This is a genomic window from Thermobifida cellulosilytica TB100 (assembly GCF_001517975.1).
In the GTDB taxonomy this organism is placed as follows: Bacteria; Actinomycetota; Actinomycetes; order Streptosporangiales; family Streptosporangiaceae; genus Thermobifida; species Thermobifida cellulosilytica.
In genome coordinates this window covers 459,853-479,329 of the sequence record NZ_KQ950180.1, presented here as the reverse complement: position 1 = coordinate 479,329, position 19,477 = coordinate 459,853, and the positions used below count along the sequence as shown (strand labels likewise).

The window sequence follows — 19,477 nt, the reverse complement described above, 5'->3', positions numbered from 1 at the left end:
GGCCCGCCCGTCGGCGGCCGACCGGGTCAGCCGCTGCGCAGCGCCTCGCTGATCTTCCCCGCGGCGGCCAGGACCTCGGCGGCGTACAGCCGCCCGGGGGAGCGGGTCAGGCGCTCCAGCGGGCCGGAGACGGAGACCGCGGCGATGACGCGGCCGCCCGGGGCGGTGACGGGTGCCGAGACCGAGGCCACCCCCGGTTCGCGCTCGCCCACGCTCTGCGCCCACCGGCGGCGGCGTACCTGGGACAGGGTGGCGGCGGTGAAGTGTGCGCCGCGCAGCGCGCGGCGGATACGCTCGGAGTCCTCCCAGGCCAGCAGGATCTGGGCGGCCGACCCCGCGGTCATGGGCAGTTCGCTGCCGACCGGGACGGTGTCGCGCAGGCCGCTGGTGCGTTCGGCCGCGGCCACGCACACCCGGACGTCCCCCTGGCGGCGGTAGAGCTGGGCGCTCTCCCCGGTGCGGTCGCGCAGTTGGACGAGCACCGGGTTGGCGACGGCCAGGAGGCGGTCCTCGCCGGTGGCGATGGACAACTCGTTGAGCCGGGGGCCGAGGACGAAGCGCCCCTGGCTGTCCCGGGCGACCATGCGGTGCCGTTCCAACGCGACCGCCAGCCGGTGCGCCGTGGGCCGTGCCAGGCCGGTGATCCGCACCAGTTGGGCCAACGTGGCGGGGCCGGACTCCAGCGCGTCAAGGACCGACATGGTCTTGTCCAACACACCTACACCGCTGGATGGGCTAGAGTTGTCCATGGCTTGATATTGCCGTCTCGCTATTTGGAATGCAAATTCGCCAGCCCGTACGTGCGGACAGCGCGGGCAGGACTTCCGCGCCGGTCCCCGTGGCGACCGGCGCGTGGCGGCGAGAACCCCACGACAACCGTCGAGACGCGAGGAGGCGTCGTACATGGCCCGCACGATGGCCGAAAAGGTCTGGGAGGAGCATGTCGTCAGGCGAGCCGAGGGCGAGCCCGACCTGCTCTACATCGACCTGCATCTGGTGCACGAGGTCACCAGCCCCCAGGCGTTCGAAGGACTCCGCCTGGCCAACCGGAGGCTGCGTCGTCCGGACCTCACGATCGCCACCGAGGACCACAACGTCCCCACCGAGAACATCTTCCTGCCGATCGCCGACCCGGTCTCGCGCACCCAGGTCGAGACCCTGCGCAAGAACGCCTCCGAGTTCGGTGTGCGCCTGCACCAGATGGGCGACATCGACCAGGGCATCGTCCACGTCATCGGCCCCCAGCTGGGCCTCACCCAGCCGGGCATGACCATCGTCTGCGGCGACAGCCACACCAGCACGCACGGCGCGTTCGGCGCCCTGGCCTTCGGTATCGGCACCAGCCAGGTCGAGCACGTCATGGCCACCCAGACCCTGCCGATGACGCCGTTCAAGACCATGGCCGTCAACGTCACCGGCTCCCTCAAGCCGGGGGTGACCGCCAAGGACATCATCCTCGCGGTGATCGCCAAGATCGGCACCGGCGGCGGCCAGGGCTACGTCATCGAGTACCGGGGCGAGGCCATCCGGGCGCTGTCCATGGAAGCCCGCATGACCATCTGCAACATGTCGATCGAGGCGGGCGCCCGCGCCGGCATGATCGCCCCCGACCAGACCACCTTCGACTACATCAAGGGCCGCCCGCACGCCCCCAAGGGCGAGCTGTGGGACCAGGCCGTCGAGTACTGGAAGACCCTGGTCACCGACGAGGACGCGGTCTTCGACAAGGAGGTCTTCCTCGACGCCGACGAGCTCAGCCCGTTCGTCACCTGGGGCACCAACCCCGGCCAGGGCGCCCCGCTGGACTCCGTGGTGCCCGACCCGGCCTCCTTCGAGGACCCGGTCGAGCGGGCCGCCGCCGAGAAGGCGCTGGCCTACATGGACCTCAAGCCGGGCACCCCGCTGCGCGACATCCGCGTCGACACCGTCTTCGTCGGCTCCTGCACCAACGGCCGGATCGAGGACCTGCGGGCCGCCGCCGAGGTCATCAAGGGCCGCAAGGTCGCCGACCACGTGCGCATGCTCGTCGTCCCCGGCTCCCAGCGGGTCAAGGAGCAGGCCGCGGCCGAGGGCCTGGACGAGATCTTCAAGGCCGCCGGCGCCGAGTGGCGCGAGGCGGGCTGCTCGATGTGCCTGGGCATGAACCCGGACACGCTCAAGCCCGGCGAGCGCAGCGCCTCCACCTCCAACCGCAACTTCGAGGGCCGACAGGGCAAGGGCGGCCGCACCCACCTGGTGTCGCCGCTGGTCGCCGCCGCCACCGCGGTGCGCGGCACGCTGTCCTCGCCCGCCGACCTGTAGCCCGCCCGAGACTCACGAGGACACACCGACATGGAGAAGTTCACCGTCCACACCGGACGCGCCGTGCCGCTGCGCCGCAGCAACGTGGACACCGACCAGATCATCCCCGCCGTCTACCTCAAGCGGGTCAGCCGCACCGGCTTCGAGGACGGCCTGTTCGCCGCCTGGCGGGCCGACCCCGACTTCGTGCTGAACAAGCCGGAGTACGCCGAGGGCACGGTGCTCATCGCCGGACCCGACTTCGGCACCGGCTCCTCCCGGGAGCACGCCGTGTGGGCCCTGCAGAACTACGGCTTCAAGGCCGTGCTGTCCTCCCGCTTCGCCGACATCTTCCGCGGCAACTCCCTCAAGGGCGGCCTGCTGACCGTCGTGCTGCCGCAGCCGGTCATCGAGAAGCTGTGGGACATGGTCGAGGCCGACCCCACCACCGAGGTCACGGTCGACCTGGTGGAGCGCCAGGTGCGCGCGGGCGACCTGGTGGAGCCGTTCGAGCTGGACGACTACACCCGGTGGCGCCTCATGGAGGGGCTCGACGACATCGACCTGACGCTGCGCCACACCGACGCCATCGCCGAGTACGAGAAGCGCCGGAAGCCATGGCTGCCGGTCACCCAGTAGAGCCGCCGGAAGCCGAAGAAGACCCGGAATCTGCGGCGGAGCGGGAATTTTACCGAGATTTGGCAAAACGGCTCAAAGAAGCCCACCGCCAGGCGAATTCCCTTCCCGAAACCGTTCGGATTCAGGTGATTCGTAGGCTGTTAATGGTGACAGAACGGGTCAAAAGGGACCCGGTTCAGGCGTCGGAACGGCTCGACCGCATGCTGGCTGAGCTGGCCGAAGCGGCCAAAGAAGCCCCGACACGCTGATCTGACAGGCGTTTGTGTTTGTGTCAGCCCCCTGGTTTCCCCTAGTTTCAAGCGAGCAAGGGGGAACCGGAGGAACCATGAACAAGCGTGATCTGATCGACGCGATTTCGGGGCGGCTGGGGGACAAGAAGACCGCCACGGAAGCCGTCAACGCCGTTCTGGACACGATCCAGCAGACCGTCGCCAAGGGCGACAAGGTGGCCATCACGGGGTTCGGGGTCTTTGAGAAGGCCGAACGAGCGGCCCGCACCGCCCGCAACCCCTCCACCGGAGCCACCATCAACGTCCCGGCGAGCTTCGTTCCGAAGTTCCGTCCCGGCGCTGATTTCAAGGCCCTGGTGAACGGCGAGAAGTAACGGCCGTTCGACCGCCGCACCGCTGCCCGGGGTCCCGCACGGGGCCCCGGGCAGCGGCATGCCGGGACCTCAGCCGCCGACCGGCGCCACGCCCAGGGCGTCCAGCAGCGCGGCGGTGTGCGGCCCCACCCCGAGCAGGGCGGCGGTCCGCAGGTCGTCGGGGGTGTCCACGTCGCAGCGGACCGTGGCGACCCCCTCCAGGTCCAGTTCCACGGCCCCGCCCTCCCGGTGCCGCAGCCGCGACCGCCCTTCGAAGGAGGGGGCGAACACCTCCCGGGGAGCGGTGCTGTACAGCGTGGTCCCCACCCCGTGGGCGTCGGCGAGGAAGGCGCACGGGTAGGCCGCCGCCGCGGCCAGCACCCGCGCCAGCTCGGCCGGGCGCAGCGCCGGAAGATCCGCGGACAGCGCGCACACCCCGGCGTCCGGACAGAGCTGGCGGGCGCGGGCCGCACCGTGCCGCAGCGCCGCGTTGAGCCCGGTCCCGGGCTCCCCCGTGACCACGTGCGCCCCGAGCCGTTCCAGTGCCGCGGCGGCCGTGGCATCCTCGGTGACCGCGAACACCGCAGCCACCCCGGGCGTCGCCGCGACCGCACGCACCGTGTCGCAGGCGAGCGCCAGCGCCAGGTCCGCCCGGCGGGCGCCGACGAACTCGGCGAGCCGGGACTTGGCCGCAGCCAGCCTCTTCACCGGCACCACGACCGACCAGCGCCGACGTGTCAGTTCCGCGTCCACCATCCCCCCGACCGGTCGATTGGGAACCGGTAGAAGAGACTATGTCCCCGCCGGAAGGAACCGGGAACGGCACCTTCCCGCAGCCCTGACAATGGAGTGCTGGAAGGTTGCGCGGACACCCGCGACGGGGCGGGCGCCGGAACGTCAACCGATCGGAGGAGTCCACATGAAACGCCGCGAGTCGCGCTGGCTGAAGGCGCTCGCCGTCTGTGTCGTACGTCCGCTCATCGCTTCCGTCACCAGGCCCACCTGGCGTGGCCAAGAGCACATCCCCCGCGAGGGGGGAGTGATCATCGCGGCCAACCACCTGTCGGTGGCCGACCCCCTGACGGTCGCCCACTTCCTGTACGTCGCCGGACGCCGCTGGCCGACCTTCACCGCCAAGGAGGGCGTCTTCCGCATCCCCGTCATCGGACCGGCGGTGCGTAAACTCGGCCAGATCCCCGTCCACCGGGGCACCGCCGACGCCGTCAAGGCGCTGCACGAGGCCGAGGAGGCGCTCACCGAGCACGGCGCCGCGGTGATCTTCTACCCCGAGGGCACCTGCACCCGCGACCCCGACCTGTGGCCCATGGCCGCCAAGACCGGGGTGGCGCGGCTCGCGCTGCGCACCGGAGTCCCGGTGGTCCCGGTGGCCCACTGGGGCGAGCAGCGCCTCCTCCCCTACGGCACCAAGAAGCTCCGGCTCTTCCCCCGCACCCCCGTCGAGGTCGTCGCCGGACCGCCGGTGGACCTGTCCTCCTACCGCGGCCAGCCGCTGACCGCGACCACCCTGCGCGAGGCGACCGCCGACATCATGAGCGCCATCACCCGGCTCCAGGCGGACATCCGCGGCGAGCAGCCGCCGCTGGAGCCCTACGACCCCCGCAGGGCGCGCGGCCAGGAGCTGGGCCAGGGCGACGGCGGGGGCGCGAAGTGACCAAGGTGGCGGTGCTCGGCAGCGGATCGTGGGGGACGGCCTTCGCGAACGTGGTGGCCGACGCGGGAGCCGCGGAGACGGTGCTGTGGGGCAGGCGCGCGGAGGTGGTCGAGGCGGTCAACACCCGCCACGAGAACCCCGACTACCTGCCGGGGATCACGCTCAACCCGCGCCTGCGCGCCACCGGCGACGTGCGGGAGGCGCTGGAGGGCGCCGACTTCGCGGTCATCGCCGTGCCCGCGCAGACGCTCCGCGCCAACCTGGCGGCCTGGGCGGACGCCGTGCCGTCCGACGCCGTCGTCGTGAGCCTGATGAAGGGCATCGAGGTCGGCACCTCCCGCCGGATGAGCGAGGTCATCTCGGAGGTGCTGAAGCTGCCCGCCCACCGCGTCGCGGTGCTGTCCGGACCCAACCTGGCCCGGGAGATCGCCGAACGGCAGCCCGCCACGGCCGTGGTCGCCTGCACCGACGAGGAGACGGCCACCCGCCTGCAACACATCTGCAAGTCCGGTTACTTCCGCCCCTACACCAACACCGACGTCATCGGGGTGGAACTGGGCGGCGCGGTCAAGAACGTCATCGCGCTGGCCGTGGGCGTGGCCGTGGGCATGGGCTTCGGCGACAACGCCAAGGCCGCCCTGATCACCCGGGGCCTCGCCGAGACCGTGCGCCTGGCGGTCGCGCTCGGCGCCGACGAGTACACCCTCGCCGGACTCGCCGGACTGGGCGACCTGGTGGCCACGTGCAGCTCGCCGCTCTCCCGCAACCGCACCTTCGGGGAGAAGCTGGGCTCCGGCATGACCCTGGAGGAGGTGGTCGCCGAGACGCGGCAGACCGCCGAGGGCGTCAAGTCCTCCCAGTCGATCCTGGCCCTGGCCCGCGCCCACGGGGTGGACATGCCCATCACCGAGGCCGTGGTGGCGATGATGTACCACGGGCTGCCGCCCGCGGATGCGCTGCTGGCCTTCATGTCCCGCAGCGCCAAACCCGAGCGCTACGGGGTGTGACGCCGCGGTTGTGGTCCTCTCCGGCCCGGCGGCGGGCCGGGAGGCCGGACCGCACGGACAGGCCCGTCGGACCGTGAAGGGGTGAGGACGGCATACGTACTCTCGGAAACGACGGACAGCGCGGTCGGCCGCGCCTGCTGGACGGCATCGGGGTGCCCCGGTGGCCCGCCTACGGCGCTGCGGTGTGGGCGCTGCTCTTCGCCGCGGTCAGCTTCTACTGGGCCCTGGGCGGCACCGCGCTGCTGGACACGATCGGGGAGGCCGTCACCGGCCCCGCGCTCTCCGGCGACCCCGCGGTCGTGGCCGCGGTGTGGCTCTCGGCCCTCCTCAAGCTCGCCGGGGTGCCGGGAGCCCTGGCGCTCGCACAGCGCTGGGGGACCCTCTTCCCCCGGTGGCTCGTGCTCCTGGCCGGCTGGGGAGTGACCGCGCTGCTGTGCCTGTACGGGGGCGCCAGCCTGGTCCAGCAGGTGCTCATGGTCGCCGGCGTCGTCGACGTCTCCGCCGCCTTCCGCCCGGTGCTGCTGTGGCACCTGTTCCTGTGGACCCCCGTCTGGCTGGCCGGCGGGGTGCTCTACGGGATCGCCACCTTCTTCTTCGCACGGGCCACCCGCGTGGCGGACGCCGCGCCCCGGTGACGGGGCACGGAGGAGCGCCGCCCCGGACGCCGTCGGCGGGACGGGCGGCACAATGGGGGAGCAGAGTTCTCGCTGAGGAGGTTCGGGAATGGCATCGCACTACGGCGAACACACCAGGGCGATCCGCGCGGCGGCAGTCGCACCCCGGGCGGGCACCCCGATGCGCATCCCGGTGTACCGCGCCTCCACCTACGCCTTCGAGACCTCCCAGGAGTACGCCGCGAGCCTGAACGGCGGCGGGAAGTACTCCTACGCGCGCATCGACTCCCCCAACAGCGACGCGTTCGCCGCCGCGGTGGCCGCCCTGGAGGGCGAGCGGGTCCCGGGCGAGGTGCACGGCCAGGGCTTCGCCTCCGGCATGGCCGCCATCAGCACCACGCTGCTGGCCCTGACCCGCGCGGGCGCGCACGTGGTGGCCTCCCGCGCCCTGTACGGCAACACCTACAAGCTGCTGGACTCCCTGCTGCGGCGGTTCGGCGTGGACGTCGACTTCGTCGACGCGGGCGACCCCGCCGCGGTCCGCGCCGCGCTGCGCGCCGAGACCGCGCTCGTCTACACCGAGACCCTGTCCAACCCGTCCATGCTCGTCTCGGACCTGCCCGCGCTCGCCGCCGCCGCCCACGAGGCCGGGGCGCTGCTCGTGGTGGACTCCACGTTCGCCTCCCCGGTGGTGTGCCGCCCGCTGGAGCACGGCGCCGACGTGGTGCTGCACTCGGCCACCAAGTACCTCGGCGGGCACTCCGACGCCACCGGGGGAGTGGCGGTGGCCCGCCCCGAGCTGATGGACCGCATCCGCGAGGCCCGGGTCGACCTGGGCCCCCACCTGGCCGCCGACGAGGCGTTCCTGCTCCACCGCGGCCTGGAGACGCTGCCGCTGCGCGTGGAGCGCCAGTGCGCCACGGCCGCCGAGTTCGCGGCCGCGGTGCGGCGGCACCCGGCCGTGGCCCGCGTGGACCACCCGAGCCTGCCCGACCACCCGGGCCACGAACTGGCGCGCAAGCTGTTCGACAGCGGCCCCGGGGGCACCCGCTTCGGCGCGGTCGTCACGGTCACCCCCCGCGGCGGCCGGGACGCCGGGACGGCGTTCGCCGACCGGCTGCGCCTGGCGACCGTCGCGCCCTCCCTGGGCGGCACGCACACGCTGGTCAGCCACGTCGCCTCCACGACGCACCGGCAGATGTCGGACGCCACGCTGCGCGCGGCCGGGATCGAGCCGGGCGCGGTGCGCTTCTCCATCGGGCTGGAGGACCCGGCCGACCTGATCGCCGACGCCCTGCGCGCTCTGGATGAATTGCCCGTCAAGGAGTGACAAATCCCGTGTTTCGTCGGTCGTGACTGTTGTCAGATTTGCGGGGCGGCGAGATAAGGTCGTGCATCATGTCTGAGCCGCAAAAGATCCGGGTCGCCGTCGTCTTCGGCGGGCGCAGTTCCGAACACGAGATCTCCTGCGTCACCGCGGGAAGCGTGCTGTCCGTCATCGACACCGAACGCTACGAGGTCGTGCCCGTCGGGATCACCCGGGACGGCCACTGGAGACTGGTCGACGTCGATCCCAGCGAGCTGGCGATCGTCGACGGCCGCCTGCCCAGCGTCCCCGACACCGGTCCGGGGCTGGCGCTGGCCCTCATCACCCCCGGCGCCTTCCTGGAGGTCGCACCGGAGGCCGTGCCCCGCCTGCTCGGGCAGGTCGACGTGGTGCTGCCGCTGCTGCACGGCCCCTTCGGGGAGGACGGCACCCTCCAGGGCCTGCTGGAGCTGGCCGAGGTGCGCTACGCGGGGGCGGGCGTCTTCGCCAGCGCCGCCTCCATGGACAAGGTGTTCATGAAGGCGCTGCTCACCGGGCAGGGCCTGAAGACCGGCCCGTACCTGGCGGTCAGCGACCGGGCGTGGACCCGCGACCGCAAGCGCGTCCTGGACAACATCGCCACGCTCGGCGGGGTCGTCTTCGTCAAGCCCGCGCGCGCCGGGTCCAGCATCGGCATCAGCCGGGTGCCCGACGCCACCGACACCGAGGCGGTCGTCGAGGCGGTCGAGGCGGCCCGCGCCCACGACCCCAAGGTCATCGTCGAGGCGGGCATCCGGGGCCGCGAGATCGAGTGCGGCGTGCTGGAGAGCCTCGACGGCGGCGAGCCCGACGTGTCGCTGCCCGCCGAGATCCACGTCGCCGAGGGCTACGACTTCTACGACTTCGAGGCCAAGTACCTGTCCAGCAGCAGCCTCAGCATCCCCGCGGACCTGCCCGACGAGGTGACCCGGCGGGTGCGCCGCCTGGCCGCCGACGCCTTCGAGGCGCTGGGCTGCGAAGGGCTGGCCCGGGTGGACTTCTTCTACGGCGACGACGGCGAACTCTACGTCAACGAGCTCAACACCCTGCCGGGGTTCACCCCCTCCTCGGCGTTCCCGCAGATGTGGGCGGCCAGCGGCCTGGACTACCCGGCGCTGGTGGACCGCCTGATCCGCACCGCCCTCAACCGCCGCACCGGACTGCGCTGAGCGGGCCGCGCCCGCGCACGCCGGAGCCCTGGGCGCCACCCGCCCGGGGCTCCGCGCGTCTTTCGGGACGGGGTCAGGGGCCGACCTGGGGGGACTGCCGGGGCGGGGCGGCCTGCCCGGGGAGCGGGGCCTGGCCCGGCCGGGGCGGCAGCGTCGGCGGCAGCAGGCCGCGGGCCAGGATGGTGCCGCCCGCCGTGGCCGCGGGGAACACCACGACCGCCACGAACGGGATCGACAGCAGCAGGAACGCGGGCACCGCGAAGCCCAGCGAGCGCAGCCTGCGGCGCCGCAGGCCCGCGAACCGGTCCCGCAGCCGCAGCAGGCCGCGCCGCTCGAACGCCGAACCGATCAGTTCCGCGCCCAGCAGCCAGCCGCCGACCAGCGTCGAGACCACCGGCACCACCGTCTGCCCCACCACCGGGAGGAAGCCGGCGACGAACAGCGGGATCGCCGTGGCCACGGAGATGAGGATCAGCGTCAGCGAGATGCGCAGCGCCCGCATGAGCGACCTCAGCAGCGGCTCGTCCAGCGGTTCGGGCGCGTCGCCCAGCTCCTGCTCGACCTCCTCGGCGATCTTGTCGTAGAGGGGGGAGCCGAGCGCCAGGGTGATCGTGGTGAAGCCGATGACCATGAGCAGCACGGACGCGGCGACGAGGACGATGCCGAGGGCCACCCGGACGGTGGTGGCCCAGCCGTCGCTCCAGTCGTCGGCGAACGGCGTCATCCAGGAGACGAGGGGGTCGATCTGCGCCACCAGCGCGATCAGGGCGACCAGGAACAGGATGGAGGTGATCAGGGGAGGCAGCGCTCCCAGCAGGAACAGCTTCGGCCGCCGCAGGATCATGCCGAATCCGCGGAGCAGCGCGCCGACACCGGTGAAGATCTCGCGCAGAAGAGTCACGGGGCGACAATAGCGCCGTGCGGGCACTCCGGTTCCGGTACGGCCGGGCGTACCGGAGGGAAAGTGGCTGATACGGCGGAAAGCACTGAGTCAGTTCACCGCACCACCCGCAGGCCGCCCCGCGGAGGGTCGCCCAGGCCGTGGGCACGGCGGTACCAGCCCTTCTCCGCCAGCAGGTCGGCGTGGGAGCCGCGCTGCACCACCCGGCCGTCGACGATCACGTAGATCTCGTCCATGTGCTCCAGCCGCGCCAGGTCGTGGGTGATCAGCAGGGTGGAGTACCCCTCGGAGGCCGCCAGCAGGTCGTCGAGCACCGCGTCGCGGGTGTCGGGGTCCAGGTGCGTGGTGGGCTCGTCCAGCACCAGGATGCGGGGCTGGGCCAGCAGGGCCCGGGCCAGCGCCAGCCGCTGCCGCATGCCGCCGCTGAGCCGCGCCCCGTGCGCGCCCACCTGGGTGTCCAGCCCGTCGGGCATGGTCGCGCGCACGTCCTCGGCGAGCCGCGCCCGCTCCAGCGCCTCCCACACCTGGGCGTCGTCGGCCCCGGGCCGCGCCAGCCGCAGGTTCTCGCGCAGGGTGCTGGCGAAGATGTGCGGGTCCTGCGGCACCCCGCTGATGAAGCGGCGCACCTCGTCGGCCGGGTGCTCGGTGATGTCGGCGCCGTCCAGCGTCACCGTCCCCGCGTCGGGGTCGCGGAAGCGGAACAGCACCGACGCCAGCGTGCTCTTGCCGGAGCCGCTCGGGCCGAGCACGGCGATCCGCCTGCCGGGGGGCAGGTCGAGGTCGATCCCGTCCAGCGCCCACGGCTCGTCGGGGCCGTAGCGCACGCGCAGGCCGCGCACCCGCAGCGTCGCCGCGCCCTCCTCGGGCAGCCCCGGCCGGTCGGCGGGGGCCTCGGCCACCCGCACCGCGGGCTCGGTGTCCAGCACGTCGAACAGGCGGGCCCCGCTGGCGCGGATCGCCGCCAGCTTGGCCGCCACCGCGGGCAGCGGCGCGACGATCTCGAAGGCCGCCAGCGCGGTCAGCACGACCACCGCGAACGGGACCGCGTCGAGCGCGCCGCCCGCGACCGCCGCCACGCCCAGCAGCAGGGTGGCCCACACGGTCGCTCCGGCGACCAGCGCGCTCGCCCCCGAGCCCAGGCCCAGGACCGCGGCGTCGCGCCGGGCCAGCCGGGTCAGCTCGGCGTCGGCGCGCTCCACCCGGAGCACGGCTTGCTCCATCGCCCCGTAGGCGACCAGGTCGGGGGCGCCGTAGAGGGTGTCGACCAGAGCGGTGGACAGCTCGCCGCGCGCCGCGGCCTGGCGGCGGCCCGACCGGCGGCCCAGCGCGGCCGCGAACAGCGGGACGGCCAGCCCGCCCAGGACCAGGCCCGCGGCCAGCAGCAGGCCGCCCGGCACGAACAGCGCCGTGCTCAGCGCCACCACCGCGCCGCCCACCACGACGGCGACCAGCGGCGGGGTGAGGCCGCGCACCAGCAGGTCCTGGGTCGCGTCGGTGTCGTTGACCAGCCGCGACACCAGGTCCCCGGAGCGGAAGCGGCGGACCGGCTCGCTGCGGGCCAGCCGCTGGTACACCCGCACCCGCACGTCGGCGAGGGTGCGGAACGCCGCGTCGTGGGTGACCAGGCGCTCCAGGTAGCGGGCCACGCCCCGGGTCACGCCGAAGGCCCGGGTGGCGACGACCGCGACCCCGAGCGCGGTGATCGGCGGGTGGGTGGCGGCGGTGGCCAGCAGCCACGCGGAGACGCTGAGCAGGCCCACCCCGGCGGCGGTGGCCAGCGCGCCCAGCAGCACGCCGAGCGCGAACCGCACGCCGCGCGGGCGGGCCAGCGCGACCATCCGCAGCAGCGGCCGGGAGACGCGGTGCGGTGAGGCGGGTCGTGTCATAGCGGGGCTCCGATCCGGCCGCCGGTGATGTGCACGGTCTCGTCGACCAGCTCCGACCATCCGCTGTCGTGCGCGACGACGACGCCGGTGCGGCCCTCCAGCAGGCGGGCCACGGCGCGGCGCACGGCGGCGGCGTTGTCGGGGTCGAGGTGGGCGGTGGGCTCGTCCAGCAGCACGATCGGCGCGTCCCGCAGGAAGGCGCGGGCCAGGGCGATGCGCTGGCGCTGTCCGGCGGACAGCCGCGCGCCGCGCTCCCCGAGCCGGGTGCCGTAGCCCTGGGGCAGGGTGGAGACGAAGTCGTGCGCCTCGGCGAGTTCGGCGGCGCGGCGCACCTCGGCGACGCTCGCCTCCGGTTTGCCCAGCCGGATGTTGTCCAGGACCGTGTCGTCGAACAGGTAGGGGTGCTGGGGCACCCAGGCGATGAGCCGGCGCCACTGGTCGGCGGGGATGTGGGACAGCGGCGCGGACCCGGATCCGCTGGGCCGTTCCACGAGGATCTCGCCCCCGGTGGGTTTGACGAAGCGGAGCAGCAGCGCCAGCAGGGAGCTCTTGCCCGATCCGCTGGGCCCGGTGAGCAGTACGCGCTGTCCGGGGCGGATCACCAGGGAGACCTCCGACAGCGCGGGGACGGTGCGTCCCGGGTAGGTCAGCGAGACGCGGTCCAGGCGGAGGCGGGGCGCGGCGCAGCCGTCGCGGCAGGGGCGCACCAGGGCGCGGGAGGACGTCTCCCGCTCCGGTGCGGGGTCCGGTCCGGCGGCCGCGTCGAGCCGCTCGTCCAGGACGGCGAAGACCTGCTCGGCCGCGGCGACCCCCTCCATGCTGGCGTGGAAGCGGGCGCCCACCTCGCGCAGCGGCAGGTACGCCTCGGGGGCGAGGATCAGCACCAGCAGCGCGGTCTGGTAGTCGACCATGCCGTACATGAGGCGCAGGCCGATCTCGACGGCGACCAGCGCCACCGCGATCGTGGACAGCAGCTCCAGCACCAGCGCGGACAGGAACGCGATGCGCAGGGTGCCCATGGTGGCGTGCCGGTGCTCGTCGGTGATCCGGCGGATGACGGCGGCCTGCGCCTTGGCGCGGCGGAAGACCGCGAGGGTGGGCAGGCCCTCCACCACGTCCAGGAAGTGGCCGCCCAGCCGGTTCAGCAGCCGCCACTGGCGCCGGGTGCGGGCCTGGGTGTGCCAGCCGACCAGCGCCATGAAGATCGGGATGAGGGGGAGGGTCAGGGCGACGACGAGGGCCGAGATCCAGTCGGCCCGGGCCACGACGGCCAGTACGGCGAGGGGGACGAGCACCGCGAGCACCAACTGCGGGAGGTACCGGGCGAAGTAGTCGTCCAGCGCGTCCAGGCCACGGGTGGCGAGTGTGGCCAGTTCGCCGGCGCGCGGGGTGCTCTCCCCCTCGCCTGTTCCGGGGCCGCTCGGCGCTGCCAGCCAGACCGGTCCCCGGCCCGGCTCCCCCCGGGGCGGTTCGGGGGAGCCGGGAAGCGCGACGCCCGTCACGCGGGCGATCAGACGTCGGCGGAGCTGCGACTTGGCGCGGGCCGCCGAGTGCAGGGCGGCGGCCTCGGTGCCGTAGGACAGCGCCGCCCGGCCCAGGGCGACCGCGGCGACGGCGGCGATCGCCCAGGACAGTTCGGCGAGCCCCTCGCCCGCGGCGGCGCCGGAGATGATCCGTGCGACGAGCCATGCCTGGGCCAGGACCAGTCCGGTCACGGCCGCCGCGCACAGCACGGTCACGGCGAGGTGGACGCGGACCGCGCTGGCGGTGCGTACCAGCCGGGGATCGAGGGGCTTCATACGGTGCCTCTTCCTTTGCGGATCAGGGGTGCTGTGCGCCCGCGGCGGAGGCGGGCGCCGGCTCGATGTGTTCCCGGGCGACGCGCTTGCGGAACACCCAGTAGGTCCAGCTCTGGTAGGCGAGCACCAGAGGCAGGAAGACCACCGCCACCCACGTCATCACGGTCAGCGTGTAGTCGGCCGAGGAGGCGTTCTCCACGGTCAGGCTGTACAGCGGGTTGGTGGTGGAGGGCAGCACGTTCGGGAACAGCGAGCCGAACAGCACCACGGTCGCCACGGCGATGGTCGTCGCGGTCGCGGCGAACGACCAGCCCTCCCGGCCCCGCAGCGACAGCGTGACGGCGGCGACCAGCGTGACGGCGGCCACCGCGACCAGCGGCAGCGTCCACGCCGCGCCGTAGGAGACCTGGGTCCACAGCAGGAACCCGGCGGCCGAGGGCACCGCGACCAGGGCGACCGCCGGGACCGCGCGGCGGGCCCGCTCCCGCACCTCGCCCTCGGTCTTGAGGCTGAGGAACATCGCGCCGTGCAGGGTGAACAGCGACAGCGTGGTGAGCCCGCCGAGCAGCGCGTACGGGTTGAGCAGGTCGAGCAGGGAGGCGGTGACGATGTGGTCGGCGTCCATGGGCACGCCGCGCACGATGTTGGCGAAGGCGACGCCCCACAGCAGGGCGGGCAGGGCGCTGCCCCAGAAGATCGCCTGGTCCCAGCGGGCGCGCCAGCGGTCGTCGTCGACCTTGCCGCGGTACTCGAAGGCCACCCCGCGCACGATCAGCGCGAGCAGGACCAGCAGCAGCGGCAGGTAGAAGCCGCTGAACAGGGAGGCGTACCAGGCGGGGAAGGCGGCGAACATCGCGCCTCCCGCGGTGAGCACCCACACCTCGTTGCCGTCCCAGACCGGTCCGATCGCGTTGATCATGACGCGGCGGTCGGTGTTGGTCCGGCCGAGGAAGGGCAGCAGGACGCCCACCCCGAAGTCGAACCCTTCCAGGACGAAGTAGCCGATCCACAGCACCGCGATGGCGGTGAACCAGATGACTGCGAGATCCATTGCCGGGCTCCTAGTAGACGAAGGCGGGGACGGGGGTGTCGCGGTCCTCCTGCTCGGAGTCGTCGTCCTTGGGCGGCACGACGTGGGCGGGACCCGCCTTGACGTAGCGCCACAGCAGCCCGGCCTCGACGACCGCGAGCACGCCGTAGACGAGGGTGAACAGGCTGAGCGAGAGGGCGACCTCGGTGAGGGAGACGCCGGGCGAGACGCTGGACGCGGTGAGCAGCTCGCCCACGACGGTCCAGGGCTGGCGTCCGATCTCGGTGAGGATCCAGCCGCAGATGTCGGCGGCCAGCGCGGCGGGCAGGGCGAGGATCGCCGCCCAGTACGGCCAGCGCTGCTCGGGAAGCCGGCCGCGGCGGGTCAGCCACAGCCCTGCGACCGCCACCGCGACGCCGGCCAGTCCCAGGCCCATCATCAGCCGGAACGACCAGTAGACGACGGGGACGTTGGGCACGTAGGAGCCGGGGCCGTAGGCGTCCTCGTAGCGTTCCTGCACGTCGTTGATGCCCTGGACGTTGCCGTCGAGGCTGTTGGTGGCCAGGAAGCTGAGCAGGTTGGGGATCTGGACGTTGACGTGGTTGCGTCCGTCGACCACGTCGCCGACCGCGAACAGCGAGAAGCCCGCGCCGTCCTCGTCCTCCCACAGCGCCTCGGCGCTGGCCAGCTTCATCGGCTCGTACTGGGCCATCAGTTGGGCCTGGTGGTGGCCGGAGAGGGCGACCAGCACGCCGGCGATCGCGGTGACGGCCAGACCGGCGCGCAGGGTCTTGCGGAACAGCCCGGCCTCGCCGGGGTGGGGGGTCTCGCCGGGGGTGCCGGTGTCGCCGTGGAAGCGGGAGCGCATCAGCTTGAAGGCGCTGACCGCGACCACGAACAGGCCCGCCGTGATGAACGCCCCGGCGACCGTGTGCAGGTAGGTCGACCACGCCTGGTCGTTGGAGAGCACCGCCCAGATGCTGGTGAGCTGGGCGCGGCCGGTCTCGGGGTCGACCTCGAAGCCCACCGGGTGCCGCATCCACGCGTTGGCGGCGAGGATGAAGTAGGCGGACAGGTTGGTGCCGATGGCCGCGGCCCAGATGGTGGCCAGGTGGACCCCGCGGGGCAGCTTGTCCCAGCCGAAGATCCACAGGCCGATGAAGGTGGACTCCAGGAAGAAGGCGAGCAGGGCCTCCATGGCCAGGGGGGCGCCGAACACGTCGCCGACGAACCGCGAGTACTCGCTCCAGTTCATGCCGAACTGGAACTCCTGCACGATGCCGGTGACCACGCCCATGGCGAAGTTGATCAGGAAGAGCTTGCCGAAGAACTTGGTCGCCTGCAGGTACTCGTGCTTGCCGGTGCGGTACCAGGCCGTCTGCAAACTGGCGACGATGACGGACAGGCCGATCGTCAACGGGACGAACAGGAAGTGGTAGACGGTGGTGACTCCGAACTGCCACCGTGCGAGATCGAGTGCGTCCATAAGCCCCTCCCGAAAGCCGGACGGTCCCGTGGCCGGAACTACTACAAAGTGTACTACTACAACTTGTAGTTCTACGGCTTGTAGTAGATTGCGGCGCTTGTCACAGCGGACGTCCGACAGCGTGGGGGAGGGTGGTCCAGCGGGGCGCGGCCCGCCGGACGGGGGAGCCCTACTCGACCGGCTCGGCCCCGCGCGCCACCAGCATCTCGTTCATCAGGTCGATCTCGCTCTGCTGGGCGTCGATCATGCCCTGGGCCAGCGAGACCACCTCCTCCTCGGAGGCCAGCCGCACCGCCGCCTCCGCCATCTCGACCCCGCCCCTGTGGTGCTCGATCATCAGTTGCAGGAACAGGATCTCCGCCTCCACACCCGAGGACTCGCGCAACTGCGCCATCTGCTCGTCCGTGGCCAGCCCGGGCATCCGGTCCGGCGCCCGGCCGCCCTCGCCGTGGTCGTGCCCGGCCATCCAGGCCATCGGCGGCTGGGAGCCGCGCAGGGGCAGGTCCCAGGCGGTCAGCCAGCCGTCCATGCGCCCGATCTGCGCCTGCTGGGTGAGGGCGATGTCGTAGGCCACCGTCTTCAGCCGGGGCTCCTCGGACTTGTCGTAGATGATCAGCGCCATCTCCACCGCCTGGGCGTGGTGGGCGCCCATGTCGCGCAGGAAACCCGCGTCGGCCGAGGTGTCCAGCGGCCGGTGGGGGCGGCTGGCCAGGAAACCGGCAGTTGCGGCGAGCACGACCAGGAGCACCACGATCGCCAGCGGGACGCGTCGCACCACGCGCGGTAGCGATGCCGTTACGGGCTTGTCGTCGTCTTCGTGATCCAACGGAACCATCCTGAGGGGAATCGCGTTGATTGGTGCGTATGTTCCTCCTGGGGAGCATAAGTGACAATGCTTACAGTCTTAACCGATGTCAGCCACTAGGAGTCACGGGTGGGCAAGAGTTCAGCGGAACGGCGACGCCAGGTCGCGCTGGAGATGCGTGCACGGCGGGAACGCGAGGCCCGCAACCGCAAGATCATCAGAATCACCACCATCGTCGCGGTGATCGCCCTGGTGGCGGGGGGCATCGGCTATCTCTTCTACATCGACTACCGCAACCGCAACATCGAGGGCGTCCAGGAGTACGCGGGGCTCACACGCCAGCACGTCACCGAGGACGTGTCCTACGAGCAGAGCCCCCCGGTGGGCGGCGACCACCACGCGGCATGGCAGAACTGCGGAGTCTACGACGCGCCCCTGCGGAACGTGCACGCCGTCCACTCCCTGGAGCACGGCGCGGTCTGGATCACCTACCGGCCCGACCTGCCCGAGGCGGAGGTCGAGAAGCTGGCGGCGCTCTACACCCCGGGCAGCTACATCCTGGTCAGCCCCTACGAGGGCGAGATGGACTCGCCCATCGTCGCCTCGGCCTGGGGCGTCCAACTGGGCGTGGACAGCGCCGACGACGACCGGCTGAGCCGCTTCCTGCGCCTCTACGAGCGCGGCCCGCAGACCCCCGAGCCGGGCGCCTCCTGCGCCGGTGCGGTCGGACTCACCACCGCCGACTCCGACGAGGCGTGGGAGACCCTGCTGGGAGGCGTGCAGACCATGGAGCAGAGCGAGCAGGAGTAGCCTCCGGCCGCCCCTCGGGGCGGGAGGACCCAGGACGGGCGCCGCGGACCGACGGGGACGCGGCGCCCGCCGCACCTCACAGCTTTCCGGGGGGCAGTGCCGGGATCTCCTCCGCAACCAGGTCGCTGAGCACGGTCAGCGCCACACCGGAGGGCGTGTAGGTGGCGGGCAGCGTCAGTTCCACGTACGCCTCGCGGCCCACCGCCGTGAACAGGGTCGGCGAGTCCGCGGGCTCCGGCAGCCACGCGATGTCGTTGACCGACAGCAGTTGCGAGTCGGGCCGCAGGCCCGCGGGCCGCTCCACCCCGCAGCGCACCGCGATCGTCGGAGAGCCCCAGGCCGCCACCAGTTCGGAGTCGGGCACCACGGCGACGCGCTCCTGCTCGTAGAGGGTCTCGGGCAGCCGCGCCATCATCGCCCGGCACAGCTCGGCGGTCCGGGCGTCGGGCTCCGGCGGCTCCATCCGGACCGCGCCGCACCCCGACACCAGCGCGAGCACCACCGCCAGCACCGGGACGCAGGACAGCGCACGGGCCGCACGTCGCATCGGCATGGCTCCAGACGCTCAGGACTTCAGGTTCACGATCGGGCAGGTCAGCGTGCGGGTGATGCCGTCGAGCCGCTGGATCCGCGCGATGACCAGACGTCCCAGGGCGTCCACGTCCTCGGCCTGCACCCGCACGATCACATCGTAGGGGCCGGTGACGTCGTCGACCTGGACGACCCCTTCGACTCCGGCGATGTCCGCCGCCACCTGCGCGGCTCTGCCGACCTCGGTCTGGATCAGAATGTACGCCTGCACCATGGGATGAAGCCTCCGCGACTCTGCGTTCGAGCGTGTGGTTGTCGTGCGTGCGGGACCCGCGCGGACCGTTCCGCGGGAGACGCCCGTCCGGCGGACGGAGAGCGGGTCTAGACCAATGTGCCGGAGCGCCACCGTACCCTGAGAACTGTGTCGAGCACCATTGGAACCCTCGGCGAATTCGGACTGATCGCCCGGGTCACCGCCAACCGCCCCCTCACCGACGACGTGCTCCTCGGACCCGGCGACGACGCGGCCGTCGTCGCCGCGCCCGACAGCCGTGTCGTCGCCACCACCGACCTGCTGGTGGAGGGGCGGCACTTCCGCCGGGACTGGTCCAGCGCGCGCGACGTCGGGCACAAGGCCGCCGCGCAGAACCTCGCCGACGTCGCCGCCATGGGAGCCCGGCCCACCGCGCTGCTCGTCGGCTTCGCCGCCCCCGCCGACCTGCCCACCGCCTGGGCGGAGGAGCTCACCGAGGGGCTGCACGCCGAGTGCGCGGCCGCCGGCGTCGCGGTGGTGGGCGGGGACGTCGTCTCCTCCGACACCCTCACCATCGCCGTCACCGCGCTCGGCGACCTACAGGGCGTCTCCCCGGTCCGCCGCGACGGGGCCAGGCCCGGCGACCTCGTCGCCGTCGTCGGCGACC

At 72.6% G+C, this 19,477-nt stretch carries 21 protein-coding genes; 11 read left to right on the top strand and 10 right to left on the bottom strand.

Annotation, left to right across the window (positions count from 1 at the left end):
* Nucleotides 1-26: 26 nt before the first annotated feature.
* The gene (locus AC529_RS02040) at nucleotides 27-701 is read right to left on the bottom strand and encodes an IclR family transcriptional regulator (RefSeq protein ID WP_068754397.1); all 675 of its coding nucleotides are present in this window, start codon (nucleotides 699-701) and stop codon (nucleotides 27-29) included.
* A gap of 202 nt (nucleotides 702-903) precedes the next feature.
* Between AC529_RS02040 and leuC the strand changes: the two genes are divergently transcribed.
* From leuC to AC529_RS02025, 4 genes are all read left to right on the top strand, one after another.
* Complete coding sequence (leuC, locus tag AC529_RS02035) at nucleotides 904-2,301, top strand: 3-isopropylmalate dehydratase large subunit (protein ID WP_068753213.1); 1,398 nt, start codon at nucleotides 904-906, stop codon at nucleotides 2,299-2,301.
* 30 nt (nucleotides 2,302-2,331) lie between these two features.
* On the top strand, nucleotides 2,332-2,919 hold the full coding sequence (leuD, locus tag AC529_RS02030) for a 3-isopropylmalate dehydratase small subunit (RefSeq protein WP_068753212.1): 588 nt from the start codon (nucleotides 2,332-2,334) through the stop codon (nucleotides 2,917-2,919).
* Nucleotides 2,898-3,167: an SCO5555 family protein gene (locus AC529_RS19345; protein ID WP_083947865.1), complete on the top strand. Its 270-nt coding sequence runs from the start codon at nucleotides 2,898-2,900 to the stop codon at nucleotides 3,165-3,167. Before leuD ends, AC529_RS19345 begins: the two co-directional genes overlap by 22 nt.
* A gap of 77 nt (nucleotides 3,168-3,244) precedes the next feature.
* The gene (locus AC529_RS02025; RefSeq protein ID WP_068753211.1) at nucleotides 3,245-3,523 is read left to right on the top strand and encodes an HU family DNA-binding protein; all 279 of its coding nucleotides are present in this window, start codon (nucleotides 3,245-3,247) and stop codon (nucleotides 3,521-3,523) included.
* A gap of 69 nt (nucleotides 3,524-3,592) precedes the next feature.
* On the opposite strand, the gene cofC is transcribed toward AC529_RS02025, so the two are convergent.
* Nucleotides 3,593-4,210 carry a 2-phospho-L-lactate guanylyltransferase gene (gene cofC / locus AC529_RS02020; RefSeq protein WP_068754395.1) on the bottom strand — a complete coding sequence of 206 codons (618 nt, stop codon included), beginning with the start codon at nucleotides 4,208-4,210 and terminating at the stop codon, nucleotides 3,593-3,595.
* 211 nt (nucleotides 4,211-4,421) lie between these two features.
* Here cofC and AC529_RS02015 point away from each other — a divergent pair, with 211 nt between their 5' ends.
* The 5 genes from AC529_RS02015 to AC529_RS01995 all read left to right on the top strand — a co-directional run bounded on the left by AC529_RS02015 (nucleotide 4,422) and on the right by AC529_RS01995 (nucleotide 9,309).
* Nucleotides 4,422-5,174, top strand: a complete 753-nt coding sequence (locus AC529_RS02015; RefSeq protein WP_068753210.1) for a lysophospholipid acyltransferase family protein — start codon at nucleotides 4,422-4,424, stop codon at nucleotides 5,172-5,174.
* Nucleotides 5,171-6,181, top strand: coding sequence for an NAD(P)H-dependent glycerol-3-phosphate dehydrogenase (locus AC529_RS02010; protein ID WP_068753209.1), 1,011 nt, complete (start codon nucleotides 5,171-5,173; stop codon nucleotides 6,179-6,181). The genes AC529_RS02015 and AC529_RS02010 overlap by 4 nt, the downstream gene beginning before the upstream one ends.
* Before the next feature lie 152 nt (nucleotides 6,182-6,333).
* A complete protein-coding gene (locus AC529_RS02005) occupies nucleotides 6,334-6,816 on the top strand; it encodes a DUF3995 domain-containing protein (RefSeq protein ID WP_232306526.1) in 483 nt (160 codons plus the stop codon).
* Nucleotides 6,817-6,904: 88 nt separating this feature from the next.
* Nucleotides 6,905-8,125 (top strand): trans-sulfuration enzyme family protein, encoded by a 1,221-nt coding sequence (locus AC529_RS02000; RefSeq protein WP_068753207.1) that lies wholly within the window; start codon nucleotides 6,905-6,907, stop codon nucleotides 8,123-8,125.
* A 65-nt stretch (nucleotides 8,126-8,190) separates the two neighbouring features.
* On the top strand, nucleotides 8,191-9,309 hold the full coding sequence (locus AC529_RS01995; RefSeq protein ID WP_269745529.1) for a D-alanine--D-alanine ligase family protein: 1,119 nt from the start codon (nucleotides 8,191-8,193) through the stop codon (nucleotides 9,307-9,309).
* Nucleotides 9,310-9,382: 73 nt separating this feature from the next.
* Here the strand turns inward: AC529_RS01995 and AC529_RS01990 are convergent, their stop codons facing one another.
* The 6 genes from AC529_RS01990 to AC529_RS01965 all read right to left on the bottom strand — a co-directional run bounded on the left by AC529_RS01990 (nucleotide 9,383) and on the right by AC529_RS01965 (nucleotide 17,246).
* On the bottom strand, nucleotides 9,383-10,210 hold the full coding sequence (locus AC529_RS01990; RefSeq protein WP_068753205.1) for an EI24 domain-containing protein: 828 nt from the start codon (nucleotides 10,208-10,210) through the stop codon (nucleotides 9,383-9,385).
* Between the two features lie 95 nt (nucleotides 10,211-10,305).
* Nucleotides 10,306-12,096 carry a thiol reductant ABC exporter subunit CydC gene (gene cydC, locus AC529_RS01985; RefSeq protein ID WP_068753204.1) on the bottom strand — a complete coding sequence of 597 codons (1,791 nt, stop codon included), beginning with the start codon at nucleotides 12,094-12,096 and terminating at the stop codon, nucleotides 10,306-10,308.
* Nucleotides 12,093-13,895 carry a thiol reductant ABC exporter subunit CydD gene (gene cydD, locus AC529_RS01980; RefSeq protein WP_068753203.1) on the bottom strand — a complete coding sequence of 601 codons (1,803 nt, stop codon included), beginning with the start codon at nucleotides 13,893-13,895 and terminating at the stop codon, nucleotides 12,093-12,095. Before cydD ends, cydC begins: the two co-directional genes overlap by 4 nt.
* A gap of 22 nt (nucleotides 13,896-13,917) precedes the next feature.
* The gene (gene cydB / locus AC529_RS01975; protein ID WP_068753202.1) at nucleotides 13,918-14,946 is read right to left on the bottom strand and encodes a cytochrome d ubiquinol oxidase subunit II; all 1,029 of its coding nucleotides are present in this window, start codon (nucleotides 14,944-14,946) and stop codon (nucleotides 13,918-13,920) included.
* Between the two features lie 10 nt (nucleotides 14,947-14,956).
* Nucleotides 14,957-16,411, bottom strand: coding sequence for a cytochrome ubiquinol oxidase subunit I (locus AC529_RS01970; protein ID WP_068753201.1), 1,455 nt, complete (start codon nucleotides 16,409-16,411; stop codon nucleotides 14,957-14,959).
* A gap of 169 nt (nucleotides 16,412-16,580) precedes the next feature.
* Complete coding sequence (locus AC529_RS01965) at nucleotides 16,581-17,246, bottom strand: DUF305 domain-containing protein (RefSeq protein WP_157080026.1); 666 nt, start codon at nucleotides 17,244-17,246, stop codon at nucleotides 16,581-16,583.
* A gap of 99 nt (nucleotides 17,247-17,345) precedes the next feature.
* Between AC529_RS01965 and AC529_RS01960 the strand changes: the two genes are divergently transcribed.
* A complete protein-coding gene (locus AC529_RS01960; RefSeq protein ID WP_068753200.1) occupies nucleotides 17,346-18,026 on the top strand; it encodes a DUF3105 domain-containing protein in 681 nt (226 codons plus the stop codon).
* Nucleotides 18,027-18,102: 76 nt separating this feature from the next.
* On the opposite strand, the gene AC529_RS01955 is transcribed toward AC529_RS01960, so the two are convergent.
* On the bottom strand, nucleotides 18,103-18,573 hold the full coding sequence (locus AC529_RS01955) for a DUF3515 domain-containing protein (RefSeq protein ID WP_068753199.1): 471 nt from the start codon (nucleotides 18,571-18,573) through the stop codon (nucleotides 18,103-18,105).
* Between the two features lie 18 nt (nucleotides 18,574-18,591).
* Nucleotides 18,592-18,831: an Lrp/AsnC family transcriptional regulator gene (locus AC529_RS01950; protein ID WP_068753198.1), complete on the bottom strand. Its 240-nt coding sequence runs from the start codon at nucleotides 18,829-18,831 to the stop codon at nucleotides 18,592-18,594.
* A 147-nt stretch (nucleotides 18,832-18,978) separates the two neighbouring features.
* Here AC529_RS01950 and AC529_RS20730 point away from each other — a divergent pair.
* Nucleotides 18,979-19,477 (top strand): AIR synthase related protein (locus tag AC529_RS20730; protein ID WP_232306525.1); only part of this gene is annotated, 499 nt, incomplete at its 3' end.